12 protein-coding genes are annotated in these 13,827 nt (G+C 67.2%); 3 read left to right on the top strand and 9 right to left on the bottom strand.

Annotation, left to right across the window (positions count from 1 at the left end):
- Window positions 1-58: 58 nt before the first annotated feature.
- The 5 genes from CLU95_RS26530 to glpD form a co-directional block, all read right to left on the bottom strand.
- Window positions 59-871 (bottom strand): carbohydrate ABC transporter permease, encoded by an 813-nt coding sequence (locus CLU95_RS26530; protein WP_099796349.1) that lies wholly within the window; start codon window positions 869-871, stop codon window positions 59-61.
- A complete protein-coding gene (locus CLU95_RS26525) occupies window positions 868-1,758 on the bottom strand; it encodes a carbohydrate ABC transporter permease (protein ID WP_099796348.1) in 891 nt (296 codons plus the stop codon). Before CLU95_RS26525 ends, CLU95_RS26530 begins: the two co-directional genes overlap by 4 nt.
- A gap of 166 nt (window positions 1,759-1,924) precedes the next feature.
- The gene (locus CLU95_RS26520) at window positions 1,925-2,995 is read right to left on the bottom strand and encodes an ABC transporter ATP-binding protein (protein ID WP_099796347.1); all 1,071 of its coding nucleotides are present in this window, start codon (window positions 2,993-2,995) and stop codon (window positions 1,925-1,927) included.
- A gap of 85 nt (window positions 2,996-3,080) precedes the next feature.
- Window positions 3,081-4,157, bottom strand: coding sequence for an ABC transporter ATP-binding protein (locus CLU95_RS26515; protein ID WP_099796346.1), 1,077 nt, complete (start codon window positions 4,155-4,157; stop codon window positions 3,081-3,083).
- Window positions 4,158-4,203: 46 nt separating this feature from the next.
- Entirely contained in the window at window positions 4,204-5,853 is a 1,650-nt protein-coding gene (gene glpD / locus CLU95_RS26510; protein WP_099796345.1) for a glycerol-3-phosphate dehydrogenase, read from the bottom strand.
- A gap of 122 nt (window positions 5,854-5,975) precedes the next feature.
- On the opposite strand from glpD, the gene CLU95_RS26505 reads away from it, so the two are divergent.
- On the top strand, window positions 5,976-6,746 hold the full coding sequence (locus CLU95_RS26505; protein WP_099796344.1) for a DeoR/GlpR family DNA-binding transcription regulator: 771 nt from the start codon (window positions 5,976-5,978) through the stop codon (window positions 6,744-6,746).
- Between the two features lie 19 nt (window positions 6,747-6,765).
- Entirely contained in the window at window positions 6,766-8,262 is a 1,497-nt protein-coding gene (glpK, locus tag CLU95_RS26500) for a glycerol kinase GlpK (RefSeq protein ID WP_099796343.1), read from the top strand.
- Between the two features lie 12 nt (window positions 8,263-8,274).
- Here glpK and CLU95_RS26495 read toward each other — a convergent pair whose 3' ends face one another.
- Window positions 8,275-8,739, bottom strand: a complete 465-nt coding sequence (locus CLU95_RS26495; RefSeq protein WP_099796342.1) for an SH3 domain-containing protein — start codon at window positions 8,737-8,739, stop codon at window positions 8,275-8,277.
- Between the two features lie 200 nt (window positions 8,740-8,939).
- Between CLU95_RS26495 and CLU95_RS26490 the strand changes: the two genes are divergently transcribed.
- Window positions 8,940-10,601, top strand: a complete 1,662-nt coding sequence (locus tag CLU95_RS26490) for a phosphoethanolamine transferase (protein WP_257214738.1) — start codon at window positions 8,940-8,942, stop codon at window positions 10,599-10,601.
- A 13-nt stretch (window positions 10,602-10,614) separates the two neighbouring features.
- On the opposite strand, the gene CLU95_RS26485 is transcribed toward CLU95_RS26490, so the two are convergent.
- The 3 genes from CLU95_RS26485 to CLU95_RS26475 form a co-directional block, all read right to left on the bottom strand.
- Window positions 10,615-11,220: an Lcl C-terminal domain-containing protein gene (locus tag CLU95_RS26485; protein ID WP_099796341.1), complete on the bottom strand. Its 606-nt coding sequence runs from the start codon at window positions 11,218-11,220 to the stop codon at window positions 10,615-10,617.
- A gap of 104 nt (window positions 11,221-11,324) precedes the next feature.
- Window positions 11,325-12,281 carry an alpha-E domain-containing protein gene (locus tag CLU95_RS26480; protein WP_099796340.1) on the bottom strand — a complete coding sequence of 319 codons (957 nt, stop codon included), beginning with the start codon at window positions 12,279-12,281 and terminating at the stop codon, window positions 11,325-11,327.
- 11 nt (window positions 12,282-12,292) lie between these two features.
- On the bottom strand, window positions 12,293-13,789 hold the full coding sequence (locus tag CLU95_RS26475; protein ID WP_099796339.1) for a circularly permuted type 2 ATP-grasp protein: 1,497 nt from the start codon (window positions 13,787-13,789) through the stop codon (window positions 12,293-12,295).
- Window positions 13,790-13,827 lie beyond the last annotated feature (38 nt).

Below are 13,827 nucleotides of genomic sequence, written 5' to 3'. Positions count from 1 at the left end.
TTTCAAGCGCCGACGCCCTCACCCCCGCCCTCTCCCCGAGGGGAGAGGGAGCAATACCTCAAACCCGCCCCATCGCGAAACCCTTCGCGATGTAGTGCCGCACAAACCAGATCACGATCGCGCCCGGCACGATGGTGAGCACACCGGCCGCCGCCAGCGTGGCCCAGTCCATGCCCGAGGCGCTCACCGTGCGCGTCATCGTCGCCACGATCGGCTTGGCGTTCACGCTCGTGAGCGTGCGCGCCAGCAGCAGCTCGACCCAACTGAACATGAAGCAGAAGAACGCCGCCACACCCACGCCGGCCTTGATGAGCGGCAGGAAAATGGTGAGGAAGAAGCGCGGGAACGAGTAGCCGTCGATGTACGCCGTCTCGTCGATCTCGCGCGGAATGCCGCTCATGAAGCCTTCCAGAATCCACACCGCCAGCGGCACGTTGAAGAGCAAATGCGCCAGCGCCACGCCCAGGTGCGTGTCCATCAGCCCGACCGTGCTGTACAGCTGAAAGAACGGCAGCAGGAACACCGCGGGCGGCGTCATGCGGTTGGTCAGCAGCCAGAAGAACACGTGCTTGTCGCCCAGGAACGAATAGCGCGAGAACGCATACGCCGCCGGCAGCGCCACGGTGAGCGAGATCACCGTGTTGATCGCCACGTAGATCAGGCTGTTGATGTAGCCCGAGTACCACGACTCGTCGGTGAAGATACGCGCGTAGTTGGCCCAGGTGAGCTGCTGCGGGAAGAACGAGAAGCTCGAAAGAATCTCCTCGTTCGTCTTGAAGCTCATGTTGATCATCCAGTAGATGGGCAACAGCGCGAACAGGATGTACAGCAGCAGGAAGATGCTGCGCTTATGGAAGCGTTTCTCGTTCATTGTTCTTTCTCCACTTCCTGTGTACCGACCCGTTGCATCCAGTTGTAGAGCACGAAGCAGAACAACAGGATGATCAGGAAATAGATCAGCGAGAAGGCAGCAGCCGGACCCAGGTCGAACTGCCCCACGGCCTTCTGCGTGAGGTACTGGCTCAGGAAGGTGGTCGCATTGCCCGGCCCGCCGCCCGTCAGCACGAAGGGCTCGGTGTAGATCATGAAGCTGTCCATGAAGCGCAGCAGCACCGCGATCATCAGCACGCCGCGCATCTTGGGCAGCTGGATGTAGCGGAACACCGCGAACTTGCTGGCACCGTCGATGCGCGCCGCCTGGTAGTAGGCGTCGGGAATCGAGCGCAGGCCCGCATAGCAGAGCAAGGCCACCAGCGGCGTCCAGTGCCACACGTCCATCACCAGCACCGTGAGCCACGCGTCGGTCGCGCTGCCGGTGTAGTTGTACTCAATGCCCATGACCTGCAGCGCGTGGCCCAGGAGGCCGATGTCGGCGCGCCCGTAGATCTGCCAGATGGTGCCCACCACGTTCCACGGAATGAGCAGCGACAGCGCCACCACCACCAGCACCGCCGACGACTTCCAGCCCGTGGCCGGCATCGACAGCGCGAGCGCGATGCCCAGCGGAATCTCCACCAGCAGCACCGAGAGCGAGAAGCCCAGTTGACGCCACAGCGCCTGGTGCAGCTCGTCGTCGCGCATCACAGCGGCGAACCATTCGGTGCCGACGAACACGCGCCGCTCGGGAGAGATGATGTCCTGCACCGAGTAGTTGACGACCGTCATCAGCGGGACGATGGCGGAGAAGGCCACGCAGATGAGCACGGGCAGCACAAGCCACCAGGCTTTCTGGTTGATGGGTTTGTTGGTGGCGTTCATGGTGTCTGCTCCCTCTGCGTTTGCTCCCTCTCCCTCTGGGAGAGGGTTGGGGTGAGGGATGACGGCGTTCGAAAGGCTGCAAGCGGCGGCAAGGCCCCTGCCCTCACCCTAGCCCTCTCCCCGCAAAGGGAGAGGGAACAAGACCGGTCAACGGCTGATTGATGCGTCATGCCACCAGTTCCTCATCCTTGTAGTAGCACGTATGCGTATCAAGCACCCGCAGCCACACCGTGTCCCCCACCGCCGGCGGCTGCTCGTCCGAGTGCATGCGCACCTTGACCACGCCGCCGTCGACCTCCGCGCTCAGCATCGCGTGCGTGCCGACGTCCTGCACCTGCTTCACCACCGCCGGCACGGCACCGGCGGCACCGGCATTCGACAGGCGCAGGTACTCGGGCCGGATGCCGATCTTGAGCGCGCCTTGCGGCAGCTCGCGCGTCGGCACCAGCGGCGTGCCCGCCACTTCGAGCGCACCGTTGGCGCTGTGGGCCGACAGGAAGTTCATGCCCGGCGAGCCGATGAAATGCCCGACGAAGGTGTGGGCCGGCCGCTCGAACAGTGCCTCGGCGCTGCCCACCTGCACGGCCTTGCCGCGCGTCATGACCACCACCTCTTCGGCGAAGGTGAGCGCCTCGACCTGGTCGTGCGTCACGTAGATCAGCGTGAGCTTGAGCTCGCGATGGATCTGCTTGAGCTTGCGGCGCAGCTGCCACTTCAGATGCGGGTCGATCACGGTGAGCGGTTCGTCGAACAGCACCGCCGACACGTCGCTGCGCACCAGCCCGCGGCCGAGCGATATCTTCTGCTTGGCATCGGCCGCAAGGCCCGCCGCGCGCTGGTTGAGCTGGCCGCTCATGTCGAGCATTTCGGCGATCTCGCCGACGCGCTTCTTGATCTGGTCTTCGGGCACCTTGCGGTTGCGCAGCGGGAACGCGAGGTTCTCGGCCACGGTCATGGTGTCGTAGATCACCGGGAACTGGAACACCTGCGCGATGTTGCGTTCCTGCGGCGTGGCGCGCGTCATGTCGCGGCCGTCGAAGCTCACGCTGCCCTGCGAGGGCACGAGCAGGCCCGAGATGATGTTGAGCATGGTCGTCTTGCCGCAGCCCGAGGGGCCGAGCAAGGCATACGCGCCGCCATCGCGGAAGCTCATCTTCAGCGGGAGCAGCGCGTAGTCGCTGTCCTGCGTGGGGTTCGCGCGGTAGGCGTGGGCCAGGTCGAGATCGATGCGTGCCATGACTAGACCTCCCGCCGGGCCGCCCCAAGGGCGGTCTGCGCCCCCTCGGGGGGCAGTGAATACACGCAGTGATGAACGTGGGGGCTCATACGTTTCCTTTGCGCCATGCCGGCGCCAGCGCCAGCTTCTCGCTGGCATCGAACACATAGGCCTGCGACGCGCTGAAGTACAGCGTGATCGCGGCGCCCAGCTCGAAGCGGTGCACACCGGTGAGCTGCGCCACCAGTTCGCCCACCGCGGTATCGACGTGCACGAAGGTGTCGGAACCCGAAATCTCGGCCAGCTCCACCTTGCCGGGCAAGGCGATGTCGCCCTCCCCCGCGTTCACGTTCAAGGCACTCGCGCGCAGGCCGACGGTGACCGCGCCCGACACGCTTTCGGGCAGGGCCAGCGTCAGTGCGGGCCCGCCTGCGAGCTGCACGCGGCCGGCCGTGGCCGTGCCCGCCAGCAGGTTCATCGGCGGATCGCTGAAGGCGCGTGCCACGCGCAGCGATTGCGGCGCGTGGAACACCTCGGCGGTCGGGCCGTACTGCAGCAGTTCACCGGCGTCCATCACGGCCGTGTAGCCGCCGAGCAGGAGCGCTTCGCCGGGCTCGGTGGTGGCGTAGATGACGGTCGAGTCGCCGGTGGCAAAGAGCTGCGTGAGTTCTTCGCGCAGGCCTTCGCGCAGCTTGTAGTCCAGGTTGACCAGCGGCTCGTCGAGCAGCATGAGCGGTGCGTTCTTGGCGAGCGCACGCGCCAGCGCCACGCGCTGCTGCTGGCCGCCCGACAGCTCGGCCGGCAGGCGGTCGAGGAACATGCCGATGTGCAGCTTGTCGGCCAGCGCCCTCACGCGCGCCTCGATGTTCGATTCGCCGCGCAGCTTCAGCGGCGAGGCGATGTTGTCGAACACCTTGAGCGAGGGGTAGTTGATGAACTGCTGGTAGACCATCGCGACATTGCGCTCGCGCACCGGCGTGCCGGTGACGTCCTTGCCGTCCACCAGCACACGCCCGGTGCTCGGCGTGTCGAGCCCGGCCATGAGGCGCATCAGGCTGGTCTTGCCGGCCTGCGTGGCGCCGAGCAGCACGGTCACCGCGCCGCTTTTCGGCGCGATGCTCTGCTCGTAGAGCCAGGTTTGCGCGCCGACCTTCTTGGTGACGCGCTCCAGAGTCAGTTGCATGGGCCCTCTCTTCCTGTTGTTCTGTCGATGGCTTGCGCGAAGGGCTTCAGCCCTGGCGAACGTTCGCCTGCAGCCAGATCGCGACCTGTTCGCGCTCGGCCGGTGTGTAGTGCAGGCCGAGCTTGGTGCGCCGCCAGAGCACGTCGTCCGAGCTCACGGCCCATTCGCGCGCCTGCAAAAAGCGCAGCTCGCGCTCGTACAGGCCGGGCGCGACCTCGGCGCCCATCTCGGCCAGCGACTGCGCCTCGCCGACCAGTTCAGCCACGCGCGCGCCATAACCGCGCGCCAGCCGCAGCGCGACCTTGGCATCGAGCCAGGGGTACTTCGCCTGCACCGCCGTCACGAAGCGGCCGAAGTCGTCGTCGGGGCGCTTGGGGGCGCCGATCCAGGCCGACAGGTCGCCGCCGGCCAGGAAGGCGCCGTCGGTCCAGGCCGGACGCTGCGCGCCCGACTGGCCGAGCATCTTGCCGACCTCGTCGGCCGCGTCCTCGGCCAGCTTGCGGAAGGTGGTGATCTTGCCGCCCCACACCGACAGCAGCGGCGCGGCAGTGGTGTTCGACTCGAGCAGGTAGTCGCGCGTGACGGCCGAGGGGTCGCCCGAGGCGTCGTCCAGCAGCGGGCGCACGCCCGAGTAGGTCCAGACCACGTCGGCCGGCACGATGGCCTTGTCGAAATAACGGCTGGCCTGGGTGCAGAGGTAGTCGATTTCTTCCTGCGCGATGCGCGCGCCGCCGGGGTCGTCGCCGCTGATCTCGATGTCGGTGGTGCCGATCAGCGTGAACGCGCCCTGGTAAGGAATGGCGAAGATGATCCGCTTGTCGGGGTTCTGGAAGATGTAGGCGTGGTCGTGGTCGAACAGGCGCGGCACGATGATGTGGCTGCCCTTCACGAGCCGCAGGCTCTTGGTGGCCAGCGCCTCGCCGCGCGCCGACTGGGCCACGCCGCGCAGGAAAGATTCGGCCCACGGGCCGGCCGCGTTCACCACGGCGCGTGCGCGCACGGTGCGGTGCGCGCCGTCGGGGCCTTCGAGCGTGGCAACCCAGCCGTCGGCGCCGCGCTGCGCATGGATGCAGCGCGTGCGCGTGAGCACTTCGGCGCCCTTCGAACGCGCATCGATGGCGTTGAGCACCACCAGCCGCGCGTCGTCGACCCAGCCGTCCGAGTACACGAAGCCGCGCTTGTACTGCGCCTTGAGCGGCGCGCCGGCCGGGTGCTGGCGCAGGTCGATGCCGCGCGACGGCGGCAGCACCTCGCGCCTGGCGAGGTGGTCATACATGAACAGGCCGATGCGGATCATCCAGGCCGGGCGCATCGAGGGGTCGTGCGGCATCACGAAGCGCAGCGGCCACATGATGTGCGGCGCGCTCTTGAGCAGCACTTCGCGCTCCTGCAGCGCCTTGCGCACCAGCGAGAACTCGTAGTACTCGAGGTAGCGCAGCCCGCCGTGGATCAGCTTGGTCGAAGACGACGAGGTGTGCGAGGCCAGGTCGTCCTTCTCGCACAGCATCACGCGCCAGCCCCGGCCGGCCAGGTCGCGCGCAATGCCGCACCCGTTGATGCCGCCGCCGACGATCAGCACATCGCATTCGGTGGCCGGCGCGGCCGCTGGAGAGGAGAAATCGCTCACAGGATGGGGGTCCGTTGGTTGGTGACTTTTGTCAGCAAAGGCCGAGATTGTATTTTCGAGTTTTTTCATTTGGATTCCTTTTGGCGCGATTTTCCTCCGAGTTTTCCCTTACTCGGATTCGTTTTCTTTCGTTTTAAAGTGACGCGGCCTGTACCCTCGACCCCAGTCTTTCCGCCCTCCACGACGCCCCTGTGAACTCCAACCCGCGCCAGATCAACCTCCTCGACACCGTGCGCGCGCGCGGCTCCGTCACCGTCGAACAGCTCGCCGACATGCTGGGCGTGACGCTGCAGACCGTGCGCCGCGACGTGCAGCGGCTGGCCGATGCGGGCTTGCTGACGCGCTTCCACGGCGGCGTGCGCGTGCCCAGTTCGACCACCGAGAACATCGGCTACCAGCAGCGCGAAACGCTCAACGCCGACGGCAAAGCGCGCATCGCGCGCCGCGTGGCCGAGCTGGTGCCCAACGACTGCTCGCTGATCCTGAACATCGGCACCACCACCGAGGCCATCGCCAAGGCGCTGATGCGCCACACGGGCCTGCGCGTGATCACCAACAACCTGAACGTGGCGACCATCCTCAGCGGCAACACGGCCTGCGAGGTGATCGTGGCCGGCGGCTCGGTGCGCCCGCGCGACCGCGCCGTGGTGGGCGAGGCCACCATCGACTTCATCCGCCAGTTCAAGGTCGACATCGCGCTCATCGGCGTGTCGAGCATCGAGGTCGACGGCTCGCTGCGCGACTTCGACCTGCGCGAGGTGAAGGTCGCGCAGACCATCATTGCCCAGGCGCGCGAGGTGTGGCTGGCGGCCGACGCGAGCAAGTTCAACCGGCCGGCGATGATCGAGCTGGGCACGCTCTCGCAGATTGATCGCCTGTTCACCGACGCCGCGCCGCCGCCGCCGTTTCCCGACCTGCTGCATGCCGCGCAGGTGCGGCTGGAAATCGCGCGCGACATCTGATTCCAGAAACATCCACCGAATGACCACCTACCTGCTCGCCCTCGACCAAGGCACCTCCAGCTCGCGCAGCATCGTGTTCGACCGCGAAGGCCGCATCGTCGCCATCGCCCAGAAGGAACTCACGCAGATCTACCCGCAGCCGGGCTGGGTCGAGCACGACCCGATGGAAATCTGGCGCAGCCAGCTCGCCACCGCGCGCGAGGTGCTGGCCAAGGCCAAGCTGCAGCCCACCGACATCCACGCCATCGGCATCACCAACCAGCGCGAGACCACCGTGCTGTGGAACCGCGCCACCGGCCAGCCCGTGCACCACGCCATCGTCTGGCAGGACCGCCGCGCCGAACCGCTGTGCGCACAGCTGCGCGAGCAGGGCCTGACCGACACCATCCGCGAGAAGACAGGCCTCGTCATCGACGCGTACTTCTCGGGCACCAAGCTGCGCTGGCTGCTCGACAACGTGCCCGGCGCGCGTGCCCAGGCCGAACGCGGCGAACTGGCCTTCGGCACGGTCGACAGCTGGCTCATGTGGCAGCTCACCGGCGGCAAGGCGCACGTGACCGACGTGAGCAACGCCTCGCGCACCATGCTGTTCAACGTGCACACGAACGAATGGGACGCCGACCTGCTCGCCGCGCTGAAGATCCCCGCCGCGCTGCTGCCGAAGGTGCAGCCGTCGAGCTCGCACTTTGCCGACACCGATGCCGCGCTGCTCGGCCACACGCTGCCCATCGGCGGCGTGGCGGGCGACCAGCAGAGCGCCCTCTTCGGCCAGGCCTGCTTCGAGGCCGGCATGGCCAAGAACACTTACGGCACCGGCTGCTTCTTGCTGATGCACACGGGCGCGGCCTTCCAGCCCTCGCAGAACGGCCTGCTCGTGACCAGCGCCGCGCAGACCGACGCGACCCCGCAGTACGCGATGGAAGGCAGCGTGTTCGTCGGCGGCGCGGTGGTGCAGTGGCTGCGCGATGGCCTCAAGGCCATCAAGGGCAGCGCCGAGGTGCAGTCGCTCGCCGAGAGCGTGCCCGACGCGGGCGGCGTGATGATGGTGCCGGCCTTCACCGGCCTGGGCGCGCCGTACTGGGACGCGGACGCGCGCGGCACGATCACCGGCCTCACGCGCGGCACCACGGTCGCGCACATCGCGCGCGCCGCGCTGGAAAGCATCGCTTATCAAAGTGCCGCGCTGCTGCAAGCCATGAGCCGCGACGCCGTGGCCGCGGGCGGCAAGCCCGTGGCCGAGCTGCGCGTGGACGGCGGCGCGAGCGTGAACGACCTGCTGATGCAGTTCCAGGCCGATCTGCTGGGCATTCCGGTGGTGCGGCCCGAGGTGGTCGAGACCACCGCGCTGGGCGCGGCCTACCTCGCAGGGCTGTCGACCGGCGTCTACACCGATGCGCGCCAGCTCTCGAAGCTGTGGAAGATCGAACGCCGCTTCATGCCGACCATGGGCCGCGCGCAGGCCGAGGAATCGATGGCGCGCTGGGAGCGCGCGGTGCGCCAGGCTACCGCGACCTGAGCGCCCTCCGCTTCACCAGCCCCAGAGGGAGCGCTTCAGCACCCAGCCGGTGGTGCCGCCTTCATGGCGCACTTTCACCCAATCACCGCGGCGCTCGAGGGTGCGCAGCACGTCGCCGTACACGGCCTTCTTCACGACCGGGCTGCGCGCGCCGGGTGCGCGGCGCAACTGCGCGGTCTTCGCCTTCACGACGTGGTGCGGCGTCTTGTTCGTCATCGAACGGAAGACCCAGGCCTTGTCGTTCTCGAAATCAGTGACCCGCAGCCAGTCGCCCTTGCGGCCGATCACGCGCAGCGGATAACCCCGGCTCACCGTCCAGTGCGCCTCGGCGCGCTGGCTGGGGGCAGTGCGCATGTTCAGGGTCTTGACCGCGACACTGACCATCTGCGGCTGCGCGGCAAAGGCGGATGGCAGCACCATCCACGAGAAGAAGAATGCGAGCAGGAGCGCGGGCAGTCGGCGGCTGAATCGGGCCATGGGGCGAGGGTTCCTTTCAAGAAGACACGGAGGTTCGGCAAACGCCGGTCGAAGCCCCCTCTGGGACGCTGAGCGCGAATAAGTTCCGCCGGGATATCCCTGAGGCGTGCCTCAAAGACCCCGCCAAGGTCGGGACACTGACGCTGTTGCGGCGGGGTGCGGGGCAGAATTCGCCCGCCTTCGACCTCCCCACGCCGCGTTTGACACATCCCCACATCGACGCCCCGCGTCACTCTTCCAGCGCCCTGCTGGCCTTTGGCGTGGTCGGCGTCACGCTGCTGGCACTCATTGCCCTGGGCCACGACGGCCGCCGCATCGCCCAGCTCGCGGTGCTCGCCGCGCCCCCGGTGCTCTGGCTGCTGTGGCCGCTGCACAGCGCGCGCCTGCGGCGCTGGCGCACGGCGCTGGTGTGGCTCTGGGTCATGGGCTTCGGGCTCGACGCCGTGGTCCGCGCCTATCTGCTCGACACCTACCAGGCCGCACCCGACAGCGCCATGGTGCTGGGCGCGGCGGCCAACACCAACGCGCGCGAAAGCGCCGAGTACCTCCGCATGCACTGGCGCTCCGCCGTCGTCTGGTCGGCCGCGCTTGTGGCGGCAGGCGTGGTGGCGGGCCTGTTCGCGCGGCGCGGTGCCACGGCGCCGCGTGCGCGGCGGCCGTTCTGGGTGCGCTCGCTGCTGCTCCTGATCCTGCTCGCGGCCTGCGTGGCCTATGTGAGCAAACCCTGGCGCCGGCTGCACCCGGTCGTCTTCTGGACCCAGTGGTCGCAGTCGCTGCAGGACCAGCGCGCCGCCTGGGCTGGCCAGGAAGAAACCCGCGATGCGCAGCTGGCGCAAGCCCGGCAGATCGCACCGGTGTTCTCGCGCGAAGGGCCGTCCACGGTCGTGCTCGTCATCACCGACAGCATCAACCGCGACAACATGGGCCTGTACGGCTACGGCCGCCCGACCACGCCGCGCCTGCAGGCGCACAAGGCGCAGGAAGGTGATCGCATGGCCGTGCTGCAGAACGCGTGGTCAGTGGACGCAAGCACCCTGCCCGCGCTGCGCAACATGTTCCATTTCGGCCAGCCCGCCAATGGGAACAGCGGGAACAACGGGAACGCCGGGAACCCGCCCCACCTGCTCGCCCTGGCGCGCGCCGCCGGCTACAAGGTCTGGTGGATCAGCAACCACGACGACCTGGCCATCGAGCAGGAGCACGCACGCTATGCCGACGTGGTCGACATGGTGAACCGCACGCCGGGCCGCGCCAGCGCCTCGCTCGACGGCGAGATCCTCGACTGCGTGCAGGAAGCCTTTGCCGACACGAGCACCGAACGAAAGCTCATCGTGGTCCACCTGATGGGCGCGCACCCGCACTACAGCCTGCGCTTTCCAGAGAACGCCAACCCCTTCGACGACAACGTCGATGCGATAGAAACCGGCCTTGTGAAGAACGGCCGCTCGGCCTGGGTGCGGCACTTCCGCCAGCAGTACGACGCCGCGCTGCTGTACCACGACTTCGTGGTGTCGGAGCTGCTGCAGCAGACCCGCAACACAGGCAAGCCGGACGACTACCGCGCCTGGATGTACCTGTCGGACCACGGCCAGGAGGTCGGCCACGGCAGCGACCGCGCAGGCCACAGCCCCGCCACCGCCTCGGGCTATCGCATCCCGGCCATCGTCTGGCGCAACCACGAGCCGCTGCCCACCGGCGCCGCCACGCAGCAGCCCTTCCGCGCGGACTGGACGGGCTGGAGCCTGATGGACCTGCTGGGCATCCGTTGGAGTGGGCAGAAGGCCGAGCGCAATGTGCTGGGCGACAGCTACCAGTGGCGGGCGCCGGAGATTCCGGTGGCAGTCGAGTCGTTCTCGAAGTAGAAGCAGCTGAAGGTCAGCGATCGGCCACCGGCCGCACCGCGTGGGCGGCCTCGGCCGCTTCGTTCAGGCCGATCCAGGCATTGCTGAAGTCCACGGCGTAGAAGTGCTGCGCGGCCTCGCTGCCCGAGCCCGACCAGAACTTGACCAGCGGCGTGTCGGGAAAGCGTGCACTGTCGATGGTGGGAACGGAGGTTTCGCGGGCGCACCATCGCGGCACGGTGACGGGCTCCTTTTCGGGGCTCAGTTCGAGCGTGAACTGCTCGTCGACCAGGCCATGGTCGCAACGCCGCAGCGCCGCCAGTTCCACGACGGTCGGCAACCGCCATTGCGAGATGCCTTCATGGCCCTTCACGTTGAGCGCCTGCACGCGCTCCTGTGCGTCCATCAGGCTCAGGGCTTCGGCCTCACCGACGCAACGACCGCCCTGCCATGTCTGCCCCAGGGCGCAGCGCAGCCAGCGCAATCCGGTGGCAGCGTCGAGGACGACGGCCGTCGATGCCTGCGCCGAGGCTTGTTCTTTCGGTGACGCGGCCTCGTCGCAGCCGGCGAGCAGCACGACGGCCGCCAAGGCGACGGCCATCCACTTGCCATCGTTGGCAAGCATTGATTTCTTCTTCATGGGAACTCCCTGCGGTCAGCAACTTGTCGAGATCGAACTCGAATGCTACCGCCCGCCACGCGAGGTCCCGGGGCCTTGAGGGGCCCACAGGACGCGGTGCGTTGTCAGTGCGCCGGCACCAGGAAGTCCTGGCTGATGCGCCCGCCCAGCTCGTTCACGCGGTCGAGGAACTGCGTGAGGTAGGCATGCAGGCCCGTCGCCAGGATCTCGTCGACCCGCGCGTACTGCAGGTCGGCCAGCAGCTTGCCGGCGCGGCGTTGCGTTTCGGCGCTCTGCTCGTTCTGCACCTTCGCGAGGTTGGCGACCACCTCGGCCAGGCTCGCGTGCAGCGAGCGCGGCATGTCGGCGCGAAGAATCAGCAGCTCGGCCACGCGCTCGGGCTTGATCACGTCGCGGTACACCTTGCGGTACACCTCGAAGGCCGAGACGCTGCGCAAGATGGCGCTCCAGTGATAGAAGTCGTACTCCTGGTCTTCCTCGGTGGCGGCGCCGAAGAACTCGCTGTTGAGCGCGTGGAACTTCACGTCGACCAGGCGCGCCGTGTTGTCGGCACGCTCCAAAAAGGTGCCTAGGCGCGAGAAGTAGAACGCCTCATCTTGGAGCATGGTGCCCAACGTGACGCCACGCGACAGGTGCGAGCGGAACTTGACCCATTCGAAGAACTGCCCCGGGTCGCGCTCGAAATCGCCGGCGCGCAGCATGCGCTTCACTTCGAGCCAGGTGGTGTTCTGCGTTTCCCAGGCCTCGGTGGTGAGCGCGCCGCGCACGGCGCGGGCGTTCTCGCGGGCGGCCTTCAGGCAGGAGACGATCGACGACGGATTGCTCTCGTCCTTGACCATGAACTCCATGACTTCATTGGGCGCAATGTGGTCGTACTTGTCGTTGTACAGCGGCAGCAGCTCGCTGATGGAAAGCACGCCCTGCCAGCCGTACTTGGCGACCTCGGCCGACTGCGGCAGCAGCGAGGTCTGGTAGTTGACGTCGAGCATGCGCGCCGTGTTCTCGGCACGCTCGGTGTAGCGCGACATCCAGTAGAGGTGGTCTGCGGTGCGGGACAGCATCGTGGGTGCTCCTACTGCGATTGGCTTTGCGACTGCGTGGCCGCCTTCGGCTTGGCCGTGCGGTCCGCTTCGAGAATCCAGGTGTCCTTGGTGCCGCCGCCTTGCGACGAGTTGACCACCAGCGACCCCTCCTTGAGCGCCACGCGCGTGAGGCCGCCGGGCACCATCTGCACCTCGCTGCCCGAGAGCACGAAAGGGCGCAGGTCGATGTGGCGCGGCGCGATGCCGGCGTCGACAAAGGTCGGCGAGGTCGACAGGCTCAGCGTGGGCTGGGCGATGTAGCCGTCGGGCTTGGCGATGACAGCCTTCTTGAAGTCTTCGATCTCGGCCTGCGTGGCGGCCGGGCCGATGAGCATGCCGTAGCCGCCGGCGCCGTGCACCTCCTTGACGACCAGGTCCTTCATGTTGTCGAGCGTGTACTGCAGCTCGTCCTTGTTGCGGCACATGTAGGTCGGCACGTTCTTCAAAATCGGCTTCTCGCCGAGGTAGAACTCGATCATCTTCGGCACGTACGGGTAGATCGACTTGTCGTCGGCCACGCCGGTGCCCACGGCATTGCAGATGACGACGTTGCCCGCGCGGTAGGCGCGCATGAGGCCGGCCGTGCCGAGCGTGGAGGTCGGGCGGAACACGTCGGGGTCGAGAAAGTCGTCGTCGACGCGGCGGTAGATCACGTCGACCCGCACCGGGCCGCGCGTGGTGCGCATGTAGACGAAGTCGTCCTTCACGAACAGGTCTTGGCCTTCGACCAGCTCCACGCCCATCTGCTGGGCCAGGAAGGCGTGCTCGAAGTAGGCGCTGTTGTACATGCCGGGCGTGAGCACCACCACCGTGGGCTCGGCCGTGGCCGGCGGCGCGCTGGCGCGCAGCGTTTCGAGCAGCAGGTCGGGGTAGTGGGCGACGGGCGCGATGCGGTTCTGGTTGAAGAGCTCGGGGAAGAGCCGCATCATCATCTTGCGGTTTTCGAGCATGTAGCTCACGCCGCTGGGCACGCGCAGGTTGTCTTCGAGCACGTAGTACTCGCCGTTGCCCTGGGCATCGGGGGCGCGCACGATGTCGATGCCCGAGATGTTCGAGTAGACGTTGTGCGGCACATTCACGCCCATCATCTCGGGGCGGAACTGGGCGTTGTTCAGGATCTGCTCGGCCGGGATGATGCCGGCCTTGATGATGTCCTGGTCGTGGTAGACGTCGTACAGGAAGCGGTTGAGCGCCGTGACGCGTTGCACCAGCCCCTTTTCCATGCTCTCCCACTCGTGGGAGGGAATGATCCGGGGCAGCAGGTCGAACGGGATCAACCGCTCGGTGCCGGAGCCGTCCTCGTCCTTGGCGCCGTACACCGCGAAGGTGATGCCGACCCGGCGGAAAATCAATTCCGCCTCTTCACGCCGCGATCGCATCACCTCACCGGGTTGCTTCGCAAGCCATTGGTCGTAGCGCTTGTAGTGCTGTCGGATTGCAGCGCCCGCATAGGGGAGCTGCTCATACATCTCGTCGAATTTGTGCATGGAACGACCAATCTCCTTGAGCCATAGCTTAGCAAGTT

The sequence above is a fragment of the Variovorax sp. 54 genome (assembly GCF_002754375.1).
In the GTDB taxonomy this organism is placed as follows: domain Bacteria; phylum Pseudomonadota; class Gammaproteobacteria; order Burkholderiales; family Burkholderiaceae_C; genus Variovorax.
Note: the sequence above shows the minus strand (reverse complement) of the source record. Positions and strands in the feature narration are given on the sequence as shown.